Origin of the sequence: Massilia paldalensis, from assembly GCF_044901715.1 — a bacterium.
Taxonomy (GTDB): domain Bacteria; phylum Pseudomonadota; class Gammaproteobacteria; order Burkholderiales; family Burkholderiaceae_D; genus Telluria; species Telluria paldalensis.
In genome coordinates, this window is the sequence record NZ_JBJCIU010000001.1 from 210,982 (window position 1) to 224,467 (window position 13,486).

Consider the following 13,486-nt stretch of genomic DNA (forward strand, 5'->3'; position numbering starts at 1 on the left):
CTGGCGCTAGAATGGCAACATGAACAAAGCATTCGTAAAAGAGTCGGACAACGACGACGATGACGCCGAAGCGCTGGCGCTCGCCCAGGCGATCCCCGCCGGCTCCAAGAACTACATCACGCCGGCCGGCCACAAGGCCATCAAGGACGAGCTGCTGCAGCTGATCGACGTCGACCGTCCCGAGGTCGTGCGCATCGTGCACTGGGCCGCGTCCAACGGCGACCGCTCGGAAAACGGCGACTACATCTACGGCAAGCGCCGCCTGCGCGAGATCGACCGGCGCATCCGCTTCCTCACCAAGCGCCTCGATTCGGCCTTCGTCGTCGATCCGTCGGTTCACTACGGCAATGACCAGGTGTTCTTCGGCGCCACCGTTACCTACGTCAACAAGGCCGGGGAAGAGCATACGGTGACCATCGTCGGCATCGACGAGCTCGATCCGCTGCGCGGCCGCATCAGCTGGGTGTCGCCCGTGGCGCGTGCGCTGACCAAGGCGCGCGAAGGAGACGTCGTCACGCTGAACACGCCGCTGGGCGCCGACGAGCTGGAGATCCTCGCCGTCGAGTATCCCGAACCGGTGGCGGATTGATGGACGGCTCCACCGATCTCGCACGCGGCCCCGACCCGCTGGCCGCGCTGCGCGCCGCCACTCACACGCGCCACGAGGAACTCGACAGCGGCCTGCCGATCGGCAAGGACGATGCGTCGCTGGCCGATTATGCGGCCCACCTGACGCTGCTGCGCGCCTGGCTGCTGCCTTTGCAGGACTGGCTGCGCCGGTTCGACGACGGTCCCCAGGCCGACGCCCGCTTCGCCAGCGACGCGCGGCTGGCGCTGCTGCAAGCTGATCTGGATGAGCCGGGCATGCCGGCATCCGCCGTGCCGGCGCACGCCGCGGCTTGGCCGGAGGATGCGAGTCCCGCATGGCGCTGGGGCGTCGCCTATGTGGTGGAAGGATCGCAGTTGGGCGGCGCCGTGCTGTACGGCCGCCTGCACGCGCGCCTGGCGCCGCATCCGCTGCGTTACCTGAAGGGAGACGAGGCCGGTCCGGGACCGCGCTGGCGCGCGTTCATGCAGGCGCTGGGAGCCCACGTCCGCTCGCCGGAGGAAATCGCCGACGCATGCGCGGGCGCGTGCGCGGCGTTCGACCGTTTGCTGGCCTTGCGGTCGAGTATGCCGTAGCGGCGGAGCACCGGGGTCAGAGTCCAACCATCAACACCGGACTCCGACCCCTCCCACCACCACGACACCAATCACGTGCGTTCGCGCTCCACGCGGTTCACGCCCGCCACGCGGCGCAGGTTGCGGATCAGGTGGGCCAGGTGCACGCGGTCCTTCACCTGGATGGTGAAGCGCAGCTGCGTCATCATGGCTTCGTCGTCCTCGTCCATGCCGACATAGGTGATGTTGGCGTCGGACTCGCCGATCTCGGCGGCCACGCGGGCCAGGATGCCCTTCTCGTTGTTGATGAGCAGGCGGATGCGGCAGTCGAAGCGGCGGTTCAGCTCTTCTCCCCAGCGCACGGCGATCCAGCGGTCCGGTTCCTTCAGGCGCAGGCGCTGGGCCTGCGAGCAGTCGGACGTGTGGACGACCAGGCCCTGGTCGCGGCGCAGCTGGCCGATGATCTGGTCGCCCGGAATCGGCAGGCAGCACGGTGCCAGCTGCACGGCCACGCCTTCGCTGCCGTAGATCGTGACGGGGTCGAGCTCGCCGCCGCCGCTGCTCGGTTGCGCGGGCAGGGCGTCGATGTCGCCGTCCATCAGGCCGAAGATGTGGCGCGCCACCAGCGCCGGCATGCGCTTGCCGATGCCGAGGTCGGCGTACAGCTCTTCCATCGACTTGGCCGAGGATTCGGCCAGCAGGCGTTCGATGGTCGCCGGCGTCAGCTCGGCCGTGACGCCCAGCTGGGCCAGCGCCTGGGCCAGCAATTCCTGGCCCAGTTCGACGGATTCGTTCAGGTTGACCGTGCGCAGGTGGTGGCGGATCGCCGAACGCGCCTTGCCGGTGCGCACAAAACTCAGCCAGGTCGGGCTCGGGCGCGATTGCGGATCCGTCTCGATCTCGACGATGTCGCCGTTGTGCAGCTCGGTGCGCAGCGAGGCCGGTTCGTGGTTGATCTTGACGCCCACCGTGTGGTCGCCGATGCCCGTGTGGATGCTGTAGGCGAAGTCCAGCGGGGTGGCGCCGCGCGGCAGGGCGATGATCTTCGACTTCGGCGTGAACACGTAGACGGAGTCCGGGAACAGGTCGACCTTGACGTGTTCGAGGAACTCGGCCGAGTCGCCCGTCTGCTGCTGGATGTCGAGCAGCGATTGCAGCCAGGCGTGGGTACGCTGCTGCAGGTCGGACATGTTCTGGTCGCCCGTCTTGTACAGCCAGTGCGCGGCCACGCCGGATTCCGCCGTGCGGTGCATGTCCTGGGTGCGGATCTGGAATTCGACGGGGGTGCCGTAGGGGCCGATCAGGGTGGTGTGCAGCGACTGGTAGCCGTTGATCTTGCGGATCGCGATGTAGTCCTTGAACTTGCCCGGCATGGGCTTGTACAGGGCGTGCAGGGTGCCCAGTGCCACGTAACAGTTCGGGATCGAGTCGACCACCACGCGGAAGCCGTACACGTCCAGCACCTGCGAGAACGACAGGTGCTTGTTGCGCATCTTCTTGTAGATGCCGAACAGCGTCTTTTCGCGGCCGTAGACTTCGGCCTGGATGCCGGCCGTGGCCAGCTGGTTCTTGACCGCGTCGAGGATCTTCTTGACCACTTCGCGGCGGTTGCCGCGCGCCGCCTTGATCGCCTTCGACAGCGTCTGGTAGCGCAGCGGGTACAGGTGCGAGAAGGACAGGTCCTGCAGCTCGCGGTAGATGTCGTTCAGGCCGAGGCGGTGGGCGATGGGCACGTAGACTTCCATCGTCTCGCCGGCGATGCGGCGCTTCTTGGCCGGGACCATGACGCCCAGCGTGCGCATATTGTGCAGACGGTCGGCCAGCTTGATGAGGATGACGCGCACGTCGGACGCCATCGCCAGCAGCATCTTGCGGAAGTTTTCCGCCTGCGCCTCGACGACGCTCTGGAACTCGATCTTTTCCAGCTTGGACAGGCCGTCGACCAGGTTCGCCACCTGCGGGCCGAAGCGCTCGATCAGCTCTTCCTTCTTGACGTCCTGGTCCTCGATCACGTCGTGCAGCAGCGCGGCCATGATGGCCTGGGCGTCCAGCTTCCAGTCGGCGCAGATCTCGGCGACGGCGATCGGGTGCGAGATATAGGGCTCGCCCGACTTGCGCACCTGGCCGAGGTGCATCTCGTCGGAGAAGCGGTAGGCTTCCTTGACCCGCTTGAGTTCGACGGGCGTGAGGTATTCGGCCAGCTTGTTGGCCAGGTGGGTGATCGACGCAACCCCCGGGGCGCTCGCCGTTTCGGCTTCCTGCGGCTTGGCGGAACGGCCGGGCCGGTTCCCTTGGGAAGTGCTGCCTGAGTGGACGGAGTCCGGTGAAGACAAATTCATACGCAATTTAATCAGCCGCTGTATATGGAAGCAGGATATCAGAATAACGCGCCGGTCGAATCCGGGTACCGGAAGTCGCTCGGCACGGGTGCTGCCAGGGGCCTTAACGACGTCGTCCCCGCGCAGGCGGGGACCCAAGTTGCATGCGTTGCAGAGGTGCTTGCAGCATTGGGTCCCCGCCTGCGCGGGGACGACGGGTGATCTTGACGATCGCTTAAACCAGAGTCATCCCTGGTCTATTACATCGGGACTTTCTTGAGCATTTCCAGACCGACTTTACCTGCGGCGATCTCACGCAGGGCGACGACGGTCGGCTTGTCCTTCGCTTCGACCTTCGGGGTGTGGCCCTGCAGCAGCTGGCGCGCGCGGTAGGTGGCGGCCAGGGTCAGCTGGAAACGGTTCGGGACGTTCTTCAGGCAATCTTCGATGGTGATACGGGCCATGGTGTGTGCTCCTAGCGGACTAATCAGAAAACGATGCTGGCGGGACGGCGGTTCCGACCCGGATTTCAGGTATTTGGTTGCAGTGCGTGGATTCCCAGCTGGGCGAACAGCTCGCAATTGCGGGCCGCTTGCTGGGCGAAGCGCAGGCGTGTCGCTTTGACAATTGCTTGCAGCTCGGAAAGGGCGACGTTGAACTCTTCGTTGATGATAGCATATTCGAACTCGGGAGCGTGAGCGATCTCGCCGCCCGCCGCCAGCAGGCGGCGCGTGATGATGTGCGGCTCGTCGGTGCCGCGCTTGTTCAGGCGCTCTTCCAGGGCCGCGATCGACGGCGGCAGGATGAAGATGCCGGCCGCGTCCGGGAACTGCTTCTTCACCTGGCGCGCGCCCTGCCAGTCGATTTCCAGCAGGATGTCGGTACCCGTCTTCATTTCCTGTTCCACGCTCAGGCGGCTCGTGCCGTAGTAATTGCCGTGCACCTCGGCCCACTCCAGGAACTCGCCGCGCTCGGCGCGGTTGACGAAGTCCTCGGCGCTCGTGAAATGGTATTCGCGGCCATCCTGTTCGCCCGGGCGCGGCGGACGCGTCGTGGTCGAAATCGACAGCTTGATGCCCGGTTCCTGCGCCAGCAGCGCATTGACCAGGGTCGATTTGCCGGCGCCGGAAGGGGCGGCGACGACGAACAGGCTGCCGGAGAAGGCGTTGGTGAGCATGGTGGGTTCCTTTTATTACGTTTGATTCGTGTATTGTCGCATTCCGGTATTGCAGAATGCAATTGAACGCGTGGACGGCAGCGCCATCCACGCGTTCAATACGGCGTTGGCGGCCGCGCTTCCTTATTCGAGGTTCTGGACCTGCTCGCGCATCTGCTCGATGAGCAGCTTGAGCTCCATCGACGCATCCGCCAGTTCCTTCACCGAGGCCTTGGCGCCCAGCGTGTTCGCTTCGCGGTTCAGTTCCTGCATCATGAAGTCCAGGCGCTTGCCGACCTGGCCGCCCTTCTTGAGGATGTGGCGGGTCTCGTTCAGGTGCGCGGTCAGGCGCGACAGTTCTTCCGAGACGTCGATGCGGATGCCGTACAGGGTCACTTCCTGGCGGATGCGCTCGAACACTTCCTGGCGCGTCAGCACGGTCGGGTTGCCGTGGCCGGCCAGGCCCAGCGCGTCCTGCATGCGCTCGACGGCCTTCTGCTGGAACTGCGAGATGACTTGCGGGATCAGCGGCGTGATGCGCTTGACGATGGCTTCCATCGCCTCGATGCGCGAGACCAGCATGGCTTCCAGCGCGGCGCCTTCGCGGCGGCGGCTGTCGACGAAGGCCGCGATCGTTTTCGCGGCGAGCGCGGCGACGTCGGCCTGGAGCGACTCCTGGCCGACCTGCGCCTCCTCGATGACGCCGGGCCAGCGCAGCAGCTCGGCCACGGTCATCGGCGGCGCCGACACGAAGTGACGCGTGACCTCGCCCTGCAGGCGGGCCAGGTCGGCCAGCAATTCGTGGTTCAGGACTTGCGACCCGGCCGTGGCCTTGCGGCCGAACGACAGGCGGACTTCGACTTTGCCGCGCGTGATGGCGGCCATGATCGCGGAGCGCAGGTCCGGTTCCAGCGCACGCAACTCGTCGTTGATACGGAACTGCAAGTCGAGGAAGCGTGAATTGACGCTCTTGATCTCGATCGTCAGTGTCCCGGCAGCCCCTTCGCTGGTGGCTACCGCATAACCTGTCATGCTAGAAATGCTCAATGGAATCCCCGGGTTTCATGGAATCTCGCTCACCACCGTGCGCCGCGCCGCCGTCCGCTGTTGGCCCCGCGCCGACAAGGGTTTGCCGATCTCCCTTTATTCTTTACAAAGCGGTGATTTATCCACACAATCGCCGTGTTTAGCAAGGAATACTTTTCCCTCATGGCGGCACAAAATAACGCACCCCTGCCCGACGGGCTGGAAATCGGTGGATATCGCATTGTAAAGAAAATTGCGTCCGGCGGGTTCAGTATTGTTTATCTTGCATATGATTGCGATGGCAATGCAGTTGCGATCAAAGAATATCTCCCCAGCGCCCTGGCCTTGCGCGAGCCCGGCGAGCTGGTGCCGGCCGTCGCCAAGCCCAACCTGCCGGTGTTCCGCATCGGCCTGAAATGCTTCTTCGAAGAGGGCAGGGCGTTGGCGCGCATCGTCCATCCGAACGTCGTGCGGGTGCTGAACTTCTTTCGCGCCAACGACACCGTGTACATGGTCATGGCCTACGAATCGGGCCACTCGCTGCAGGAATACACGGCGCGGCTGGGCGCGCGCGGCAGCCGCGCGGGCGAGGCCTTCATCCGCCGCATCTTCATGGGCGTCTGCGCCGGCCTGCGCGAGGTGCATGCCAACAAGCTGCTGCACCTGGACCTGAAACCGGCCAACATCTACCTGCGTACGGACGGCTCGCCCATGCTGCTCGACTTCGGCGCGGCGCGCCAGACCATCCATACGGACTCGCCGACGCTCACGCCCATGTACACGCCCGGCTTCGCGGCGCCCGAGCTGACCAGCAAGGGCGCGGCGCTGGGGCCCTGGACCGATATCTACAGCATCGGCGCCGCGCTGTATGCCTGCATGGCCGGCACGCCGCCGCAACCGGCCGACCAGCGCCGCGGCGGCGACCGCATGGACGCGCTGTGCGCGCAACTGGGCGGCTATTCGCCGGACCTGGTGGCGCTGGTGAGGTCTTGCCTGGCGCTCGATCCGCTGGCGCGTCCGCAAAGCGTGTTCGCCGTGCAGAAGACGCTGCAGGCCGGCCTGGCGCAGGCGCGCGGCGGCGACGAGCAAGGCGCACCGCAGCAGGAGCGGGAGCGGGAGCAGGAGCAGGCGCAGAAGGAGCCGGCGCCGGCATCCGGCTGGCGCGGCCTCGTCGACCGCATCGGCTTCGGCCGCGGCCGCGCCTGAGACAGGAGAAGGCGAGATGCAATTTTCGGTCTACCAGCAAAGCCATATCGGGGGGCGCGCGGTCAACCAGGACCGCATGGGCTATGTGTACACGCGCGAGGCGCTGCTGCTGGTGCTGGCCGACGGCATGGGCGGCCACGCGCGCGGCGAGGTCGCCGCCGCCATCGCCCTGCAAAGCCTGTCGGCGCTGTTCCGCGCCCAGGCCACGCCCTATGTGCGCAAGCCGGAACGCTTCCTCGAGGACGCGCTGCTGCAGGCGCACCAGGATATCGTGCGCTATGCGCGCGAGCGCGCCATGCCGGACAATCCGCGCACGACCATCGTCGCCTGCCTGGTGCAGCACAACTGCGCCGTGTGGGCGCATTGCGGCGATTCCCGCCTGTACTGGATGCGGCGCGGCCAGGTGCTGGCCAGGACGCGCGACCACTCGCACCTGGAGCACCTGATCGCCAGGGGGCTGGCCGATCCGTCCGAGCGCAATACCCACCCGGACCGCAACAAGCTGTACAGCTGCCTTGGCGCCAACGCCGCGCCGCGCGTGGAGTTGTCGCGCCAGGCCAGCCTGCAGCCGGGCGACATCCTGCTGCTGTGTTCCGACGGCCTGTGGTCGGTGCTGCCCGACACGGAGATCGCGCACCAGTTGTCCAGCCGCGGCGTCGTGCAGGCCGTGCCGGACATGGTCGCCATGGCGACGTCGATCGCCGGCAGCCGCGCCGACAACACGACGGCGCTGGCGATTCAGTGGCAGGGTGAGCACGCCCAGGGCGGCGCGGACGCTGCCGGCGTCGTCTCGACCCAGCTGCTGCAGGAAGGCGAGGTCACCACCCGCATGGCCGGCCGCGGCGATGGCAGCGGGGGCGAAGCCGACCCGTTCGACGAGGACGACATCGAAAAGGCGATCGCCGAGATCCGCGACGCCATCGAGAAGTCCTCGCAGCTGCTCAAATAAACGATTCATATTCACGAAGACAAAGGATTCCCATGAGCGTCACCACCCGCCCCAGCGGCCGCACCGTCGACCAGCTGCGCACCATCCGCATCACCCGCGCCTACACCAAGCACGCCGAAGGATCGGTGCTGATCGAGTGCGGCGACACCAAGGTGATCTGCACCGCCAGCATCGAAGAGAAGGTGCCGGGCTTCCTGAAGGGCAAGGGGCAAGGCTGGATGACGGCGGAATACGGCATGCTGCCGCGCTCGACCCACACGCGCATGGACCGCGAGGCGGCGCGCGGCAAGCAGTCCGGCCGCACCCAGGAAATCCAGCGCCTGATCGGCCGCTCGCTGCGCGCCGCCTTCGACCTGCAGGCCTTCGGCGAACGCACGCTGCACCTCGATTGCGACGTGATCCAGGCCGACGGCGGTACCCGCACGGCATCCATCACGGGCGCGATGGTCGCCGCCTACGACGCGTTCTCGCGCCTGGTGGCGGCGGGCCTGCTGCCGGCCGTCCCCGTCAAGCACTTCGTCGCCGCGATCTCGGTCGGCGTGGTGGGCGGCGTGCCGCTGCTGGACCTGGACTACGTCGAGGACTCCAGCTGCGACACGGACATGAACGTCGTCATGACGGAAGCGGGCCACTTCGTCGAGGTGCAGGGCACGGCCGAGGGCGAGGCGTTCGACCGCGCCGGCATGAATCGCCTGCTGGACCTGGCGGAAGGGGGCATCCGCGAGCTGGTGGCGCTGCAGAAGCGGGCGCTCGGCCTCGCGGCCTGAGACGCCGCGGGAGCGCATGGTAACTCGTCGTCCCCGCGCAGGCGGGGACCCAATTTTTCACGCGTACCGGCTGCCTGGACTTGGGCCCCCGCCTGCGCGGGGGCGACGGGCTCACGCTGCAGGCAGCTTCAAGCGCCCCGTGTGGTAATCGTACTCGTACAACTCCCCGTAGCGCCCCCATTCCACGGCCACTTCCAGCATCCGCCTGGCCTGCTCGGCCTCCAGCGTCTCTTCCAGCAGCGCCAGCACGCTTTCCTCGGCCAGCACGCGTTCCGGCTCCTCGCGCAGCTGGCGGCAGATGCGCGCCGTCAGCGGAACCTCGGTCAGCAGCTGGCGCCCGAACAGCGACTGGCGCAGCGCCTGGCCGGCGTGGACGTAGTGGCGTCCCAGCGCCGTCAGCGCGATGTCGCCGCCTTCGAGCTGGGCCAGGCCCAGCAAGGCCAGCGCCTCGTAGGCCGGGAATAGTTCCTCGTCCGGCAGCGCCGCGTCTTCCGACAGCTGCGGCAGGTCGGCGCGGCCGTCGTACGGGCTGGCGGCCAGCAGTTCCAGCACGCTCTCGATGCGCGCCACGTCGGCCGCCGGCAGGCGCCAGTCGGCGCCGGCGGCGGACGGACGGCCCGCCGGCGCGGGTGCCGGCGCGCGCATCGTCATCAGGCCGTAGACCTCGTCGATCAGCGCGCGCACGGCCGGCGAATCGGCGTCGCGCGGGCGCGGCAGGTCGATGCGCAGTTCGCTGCGCACGCGGCCCGGATCGCTGGACAGGATCACGATGCGGTCCGCCATCATCACGGCTTCCTCGATATTGTGCGACACCACCAGGATGCCGCGCGTGGGGATGCTCGCGCCGTCCCACAGGCCGAGGATGTCGTTGCGCAGCGTCTCGCCGGTGAGCACGTCGAGCGCCGAGAAGGCTTCGTCCATCAGCAGCACGTCCGGATTGGTGACGAGGGCGCGCGCGATGCCGACGCGCTGGCGCATGCCGCCCGACAGTTCGCGGGGCAGCGCGCCGCCGAAGCCGGCCAGGCCGATCAGTTCCAGCATGGCGTCGGCGCGGGCGCGCCGTTCGGCCGGCGCCACGCCCTGCGCCTCCAGGCCCAGCTCGACGTTCTGCTGCACCGTCAGCCAGGGGAACAGGGCAAAGGACTGGAACACCATCGCCACGCCCGCCAAAGGTCCGCCGATGGGGCGGCTGCGGTAGGCGGCGCTGCCGGCATCGGGGCGGGCCAGGCCGGCGACGATGCGCAGCAGCGTCGACTTGCCGGAGCCGGACTTGCCCAGCAGCGCGACGATCTCGCCGTCGTGCAGCGCGAAGTCGACGCCGTCGAGGACGGTGCGGGGGGCGCCGTCGGCGCTGCGGAAGGTCTTGGCGACCCCGGTCAGTTCGATGAGTTTGTCGTTCATGTGGTTCTCCTCGCGGTTGTCCTCGGATTCAGCGGCGGCGTTCGGCAAGCTCGTACAGCCGGCGCCAGAAAAAGCGGTTCAGCAGCATCACGAATACGCACATGACCCCGATGCCGAGGGCGATGCGGTGGAAGTCGCCGGCATCCGTCATCTGCTTGATGTAGCTGCCCAGGCCATCGGCCACCAGCGTGGTGTTGCCCCAGCTCACGTATTCGGCCACGATGCTGGCGTTCCAGGAGCCGCCGCTGGCCGTGATGGCGCCCGTGACGAAGCTGGGGAACACGGCGGGCAGGTAGACCCGCTTCCACTTGAGCCAGCCGGACAAGCCCAGGTTGGCCGCCGCCAGGCGCAACTCGCCCGGCAGCACGGAGGCGCCCGCGACCACGTTGAACAGGATGTACCACTGGGTGCCGAACACCATGAGGGGGCTCAGCCACACGTTCGGGGTCAGGTGCAGGTGCACCAGCACGTACACGACCAGTGGGAACATCAGGTTGACGGGGAAGGCGGCCAGGAACTGGGCCACGGCCTGCACCTTCTGGGCCCAGCGCGGGCGCAGGCCGATCCACACGGACACCGGCACCCAGAACAGCGACGCCAGCGCGATCAGCAGCAGCACGCGCGCCAGCGTGATGCAGCCCAGGCCGACGACGCGCAGCGCCTCGCCCCAGCCCACCTGCGCATGGATGAACACGAGGAAGCGCCAGGCGCCCAGCAGCGCCAGCACGACGAGCGCCGCATCCACGGCGCGTGCGTGCCAGGCCGGTGCCGGACGGGCCGGCTTCACGGCATCGGTACCGGGGAACCAGCCGAGCGTGCGCGCCAGCCGCGCCCATGCGGCATCGCTGACGGCGCGCATCCATTTGCTGCGGCGTCCCCAGTCCAGCAGCCAGGACCGGCGCACGGCCTCGCCTTCGACCGACTCCTCGAAGCGGAACTTGTCGGCCCAGGCCAGCAGCGGGCGGAAGAACAGCTGGTCGTACAGCACGATGCCGGCGAACATGGCGCCGATGGCCCAGGCGATGGCGGCGCCGTCGCGATGCTCGATGGCGACGGCGATCCAGGCGCCGATGCCGGGCAGCTTGATGTCCTGGCCGGCCACGGAAATCGCCTCGGCGGCGACGAGGAAGAACCAGCCGCCCGACATCGACATCATCATGTTCCACAGCAGCGCCGGCAGCGCGTACGGCAGCTCCAGGCGCCAGAAGCGCTGCCAGGCCGACAGGCGGAACACGCGCGCCGCCTCGGCCAGCTCGGGCGGGATCGTCTTCATCGACTGGTACAGGCTGAACGCCATGTTCCAGGCCTGCGAGGTGAAGATCGCGAAGATGGCGGCGCATTCGACGCCGAGCAGGCGGCCGGGGAACAGCGCGATGAACGGGGCGATGGCGATCGCCTGGAAGCCCAGGATGGGCACCGACTGCAGCACGTCCAGCAGCGGCACCAGGACCTTCTCGGCGGCGCGCCAGCGCGTGGCGGCGACGGCGAAGGCGCAGGTGAACACCAGCGCGCAGGCCAGCGCCGCGAACATGCGCAGGATCGTGCGCATCAGGTACCAGGGCAGCAGCGACGGATCGAGGACGATCGGTACGGGCTGGCCCAGCACGAACGGCCGGTCCATCTGCATGGCGCCCCAGGCGAGGATCGCCAGCAGCGCCAGCACGAGCGGCAGCAGGGCCCAGTCCCAGCGGTTGGGCATGGTTGCCGGCAGGGCGGCAAGACGGATGCGTGACATCGGGTTCTCCGGCAGTGCGGGAACCCTTTCAGTGCGTGATTCGATCGGTCGTGCGCCCGGTACGGGGCGCGACCGCGGGCCGCCCTCCGTAAAGGGCGGCGTGTGCCGGGTCGACGTGTAGAAAAGCGTCCCCCGGGGAGAAAGGGGACGCAAATGCCGTCACTCGCGCTGGGGCGAGACGACGGCAGGGAGAGAACCTGCGTTATCTTGCCGGGGCGCGGCCGGCACGACGCCGGCTACAACTGCCACTCGAACAAGTGCCCATGAAAGGGACTCCATAAAAAACGAAAAAGGGTATGTTCCGGCCGGCGATGTGCCGGTGGCGCCGACACTGACCGTGCCGGCGCATTCGGAATGAAGCCATCATAGTCCGCATGGACCTTGCAGTGGGTTACGGTTTGGTAATGATGCAATCCCTGTGGCGGCGGCGTCGCGCAGGCACTGGATATTACCGAACTGTAATAACCGGGAGGTGGACCCTCACCTATACTGGATCGACATCGTCGCTTCCACCTCAGCCGGAACCCCAGCCATGACTGCCATGCACGACATCAGCGAAATCGCCGACTGGCTGCACAGCCACGCCATCCACCACGCGTCCGCGGTGCACGACACCTTGCCGGATCCCGTGTTCCACGTCGGGGGCGAGGCGGCCGTGTCCTTCAGCACCAACAACTACCTCGCGCTGGCCAACCACCCGCGCCTGGTGGCGGCGGCCAAGGCGGGGCTGGAGCGTTACGGCGTCGGCAATTGCGAATCGCGCCTGCTGGGCGGCGACCTACCCGTGTACCGCGAGCTGGAGCGGCGCCTCGGCGCGCTCAAGCACAAGAGCGACGCGGTGCTGTTCGTCACCGGCTACATGACCAACATCGGCGTGCTGTCGACGCTGGTGAAGGCGGGCCTGCTGGCGCGCCTGCACGGCTTTCGTCCCAGCAAACGGCGCAAGTACGCCTATTTCACGGACGAGTACAACCACATCAGCATCCGCGAAGGCATCCTGATGTCGGGCGCGGACAAGCACACCTACCGCCATGCCGACATGGACCACCTGGAGTCGCTGCTGAAAAGCGCAGGCGGCGTCAGTCCGATCATCGTCAGCGACGGCGTGTTCAGCATGGAAGGCACGATCGCGCCGCTGCCCGAGCTGACGCAGCTGGCCGAGAAGTACGGCGCCATCCTGTACATCGACGACGCCCACGCCACCGGCATCCTGGGCGACAACGGCGGCGGCACCTCGGAACACTTCGGCTGCTACAGCGAGACCATCATGCAGATGGGGACGCTATCCAAGGCGCTCGGCGCCATCGGCGGCTTCGTCGCGCTAGAGCGCGAGATGGCCGACGTGCTGCGCCTGACGAGTTCCGCCTACGGCTTCACCTGCCCGCCGCCGCCGGACCAGGCCAATGCGCTGCTGACGGCGCTCGATCTGCTGCAGGAAGAACCGGAGCGGCGCCTGCGCCTGTGGGACAACCAGCGCTACTTCGTCGAGCGCATGCGGCCCCTCGGCTACACCTTGACCGCGACCGAGACGCCGATCGTGCCCGTGCTGATCGGCGCGGCCGAACGCTGCCAGCAATTCGCCCGCGCCCTGCGCGCGGAAGGCATCCACGTCGACGCGATCCAGTTCCCGGCCGTGCCGGTGGGCCAGGCGCGCCTGCGTTTCATGCTCAACGCCGCCCACACGCGCGCCCAGATCGACCACGTGGTCGACACGATGGCGCGCCTGGGCACCATGTTATAGTCGGGCGGACGTCAGCCGCCTCCCTG

12 protein-coding genes are annotated in these 13,486 nt (G+C 67.4%); 6 read left to right on the plus strand and 6 right to left on the minus strand.

The features are described from left to right. Positions 1–19: 19 nt before the first annotated feature. Both greB and ACI1V7_RS00960 read left to right on the plus strand, forming a co-directional pair. The gene (gene greB, locus ACI1V7_RS00955) at positions 20–589 is read left to right on the plus strand and encodes a transcription elongation factor GreB (RefSeq protein WP_404529920.1); all 570 of its coding nucleotides are present in this window, start codon (positions 20–22) and stop codon (positions 587–589) included. Further along, the gene (locus ACI1V7_RS00960; RefSeq protein WP_404529921.1) at positions 589–1,182 is read left to right on the plus strand and encodes a biliverdin-producing heme oxygenase; all 594 of its coding nucleotides are present in this window, start codon (positions 589–591) and stop codon (positions 1,180–1,182) included. Before greB ends, ACI1V7_RS00960 begins: the two co-directional genes overlap by 1 nt. A 71-nt stretch (positions 1,183–1,253) precedes the next feature. Here the strand turns inward: ACI1V7_RS00960 and ACI1V7_RS00965 are convergent, their stop codons facing one another. The 4 genes from ACI1V7_RS00965 to ACI1V7_RS00980 all read right to left on the minus strand — a co-directional run bounded on the left by ACI1V7_RS00965 (position 1,254) and on the right by ACI1V7_RS00980 (position 5,667). Next, positions 1,254–3,500: a RelA/SpoT family protein gene (locus tag ACI1V7_RS00965; RefSeq protein ID WP_404529922.1), complete on the minus strand. Its 2,247-nt coding sequence runs from the start codon at positions 3,498–3,500 to the stop codon at positions 1,254–1,256. Between the two features lie 239 nt (positions 3,501–3,739). After that, a complete protein-coding gene (gene rpoZ / locus ACI1V7_RS00970; protein ID WP_005665923.1) occupies positions 3,740–3,943 on the minus strand; it encodes a DNA-directed RNA polymerase subunit omega in 204 nt (67 codons plus the stop codon). Between the two features lie 65 nt (positions 3,944–4,008). Beyond that, positions 4,009–4,656, minus strand: coding sequence for a guanylate kinase (gene gmk / locus ACI1V7_RS00975; protein ID WP_404529923.1), 648 nt, complete (start codon positions 4,654–4,656; stop codon positions 4,009–4,011). Positions 4,657–4,779: 123 nt separating this feature from the next. Further along, positions 4,780–5,667 carry a YicC/YloC family endoribonuclease gene (locus tag ACI1V7_RS00980; RefSeq protein WP_404529924.1) on the minus strand — a complete coding sequence of 296 codons (888 nt, stop codon included), beginning with the start codon at positions 5,665–5,667 and terminating at the stop codon, positions 4,780–4,782. Between the two features lie 177 nt (positions 5,668–5,844). Here ACI1V7_RS00980 and ACI1V7_RS00985 point away from each other — a divergent pair, with 177 nt between their 5' ends. Genes ACI1V7_RS00985 through rph form a run of 3 tightly spaced genes read left to right on the plus strand, consistent with a single transcriptional unit; the run spans position 5,845 to position 8,583 of the window. Next, positions 5,845–6,867 carry a serine/threonine protein kinase gene (locus tag ACI1V7_RS00985; protein ID WP_404529925.1) on the plus strand — a complete coding sequence of 341 codons (1,023 nt, stop codon included), beginning with the start codon at positions 5,845–5,847 and terminating at the stop codon, positions 6,865–6,867. A gap of 16 nt (positions 6,868–6,883) precedes the next feature. Continuing rightward, a complete protein-coding gene (locus ACI1V7_RS00990) occupies positions 6,884–7,816 on the plus strand; it encodes a PP2C family protein-serine/threonine phosphatase (RefSeq protein WP_404529926.1) in 933 nt (310 codons plus the stop codon). Between the two features lie 32 nt (positions 7,817–7,848). After that, entirely contained in the window at positions 7,849–8,583 is a 735-nt protein-coding gene (gene rph / locus ACI1V7_RS00995; RefSeq protein ID WP_404529927.1) for a ribonuclease PH, read from the plus strand. Between the two features lie 111 nt (positions 8,584–8,694). Here rph and ACI1V7_RS01000 read toward each other — a convergent pair whose 3' ends face one another. Together ACI1V7_RS01000 and ACI1V7_RS01005 are read right to left on the minus strand one after the other, a co-directional pair. Beyond that, the gene (locus ACI1V7_RS01000) at positions 8,695–9,984 is read right to left on the minus strand and encodes an ABC transporter ATP-binding protein (protein WP_404529928.1); all 1,290 of its coding nucleotides are present in this window, start codon (positions 9,982–9,984) and stop codon (positions 8,695–8,697) included. A 28-nt stretch (positions 9,985–10,012) separates the two neighbouring features. Continuing rightward, entirely contained in the window at positions 10,013–11,719 is a 1,707-nt protein-coding gene (locus tag ACI1V7_RS01005; protein ID WP_404529929.1) for an ABC transporter permease, read from the minus strand. A gap of 532 nt (positions 11,720–12,251) precedes the next feature. Here ACI1V7_RS01005 and ACI1V7_RS01010 point away from each other — a divergent pair. Beyond that, positions 12,252–13,460 (plus strand): aminotransferase class I/II-fold pyridoxal phosphate-dependent enzyme, encoded by a 1,209-nt coding sequence (locus ACI1V7_RS01010; RefSeq protein WP_404529930.1) that lies wholly within the window; start codon positions 12,252–12,254, stop codon positions 13,458–13,460. The last annotated feature ends 26 nt before the right edge of the window (positions 13,461–13,486 follow it).

Bases quoted from the DNA above. Each gene is read 5' to 3' on its own strand.
- ACI1V7_RS00985 (WP_404529925.1), top strand. From the start codon at position 5,845: ATGGCGGCACAAAATAACGCACCCCTGCCCGACGGGCTGGAAATCGGT.
- ACI1V7_RS00965 (WP_404529922.1), bottom strand. From the start codon at position 3,500: ATGAATTTGTCTTCACCGGACTCCGTCCACTCAGGCAGCACTTCCCAA.
- rpoZ (WP_005665923.1), bottom strand. From the start codon at position 3,943: ATGGCCCGTATCACCATCGAAGATTGCCTGAAGAACGTCCCGAACCGT.
- ACI1V7_RS01005 (WP_404529929.1), bottom strand. From the start codon at position 11,719: ATGTCACGCATCCGTCTTGCCGCCCTGCCGGCAACCATGCCCAACCGC.
- ACI1V7_RS01010 (WP_404529930.1), top strand. From the start codon at position 12,252: ATGACTGCCATGCACGACATCAGCGAAATCGCCGACTGGCTGCACAGC.
- gmk (WP_404529923.1), bottom strand. From the start codon at position 4,656: ATGCTCACCAACGCCTTCTCCGGCAGCCTGTTCGTCGTCGCCGCCCCT.
- ACI1V7_RS01000 (WP_404529928.1), bottom strand. From the start codon at position 9,984: ATGAACGACAAACTCATCGAACTGACCGGGGTCGCCAAGACCTTCCGC.
- greB (WP_404529920.1), top strand. From the start codon at position 20: ATGAACAAAGCATTCGTAAAAGAGTCGGACAACGACGACGATGACGCC.
- ACI1V7_RS00980 (WP_404529924.1), bottom strand. From the start codon at position 5,667: ATGACAGGTTATGCGGTAGCCACCAGCGAAGGGGCTGCCGGGACACTG.
- ACI1V7_RS00990 (WP_404529926.1), top strand. From the start codon at position 6,884: ATGCAATTTTCGGTCTACCAGCAAAGCCATATCGGGGGGCGCGCGGTC.
- ACI1V7_RS00960 (WP_404529921.1), top strand. From the start codon at position 589: ATGGACGGCTCCACCGATCTCGCACGCGGCCCCGACCCGCTGGCCGCG.
- rph (WP_404529927.1), top strand. From the start codon at position 7,849: ATGAGCGTCACCACCCGCCCCAGCGGCCGCACCGTCGACCAGCTGCGC.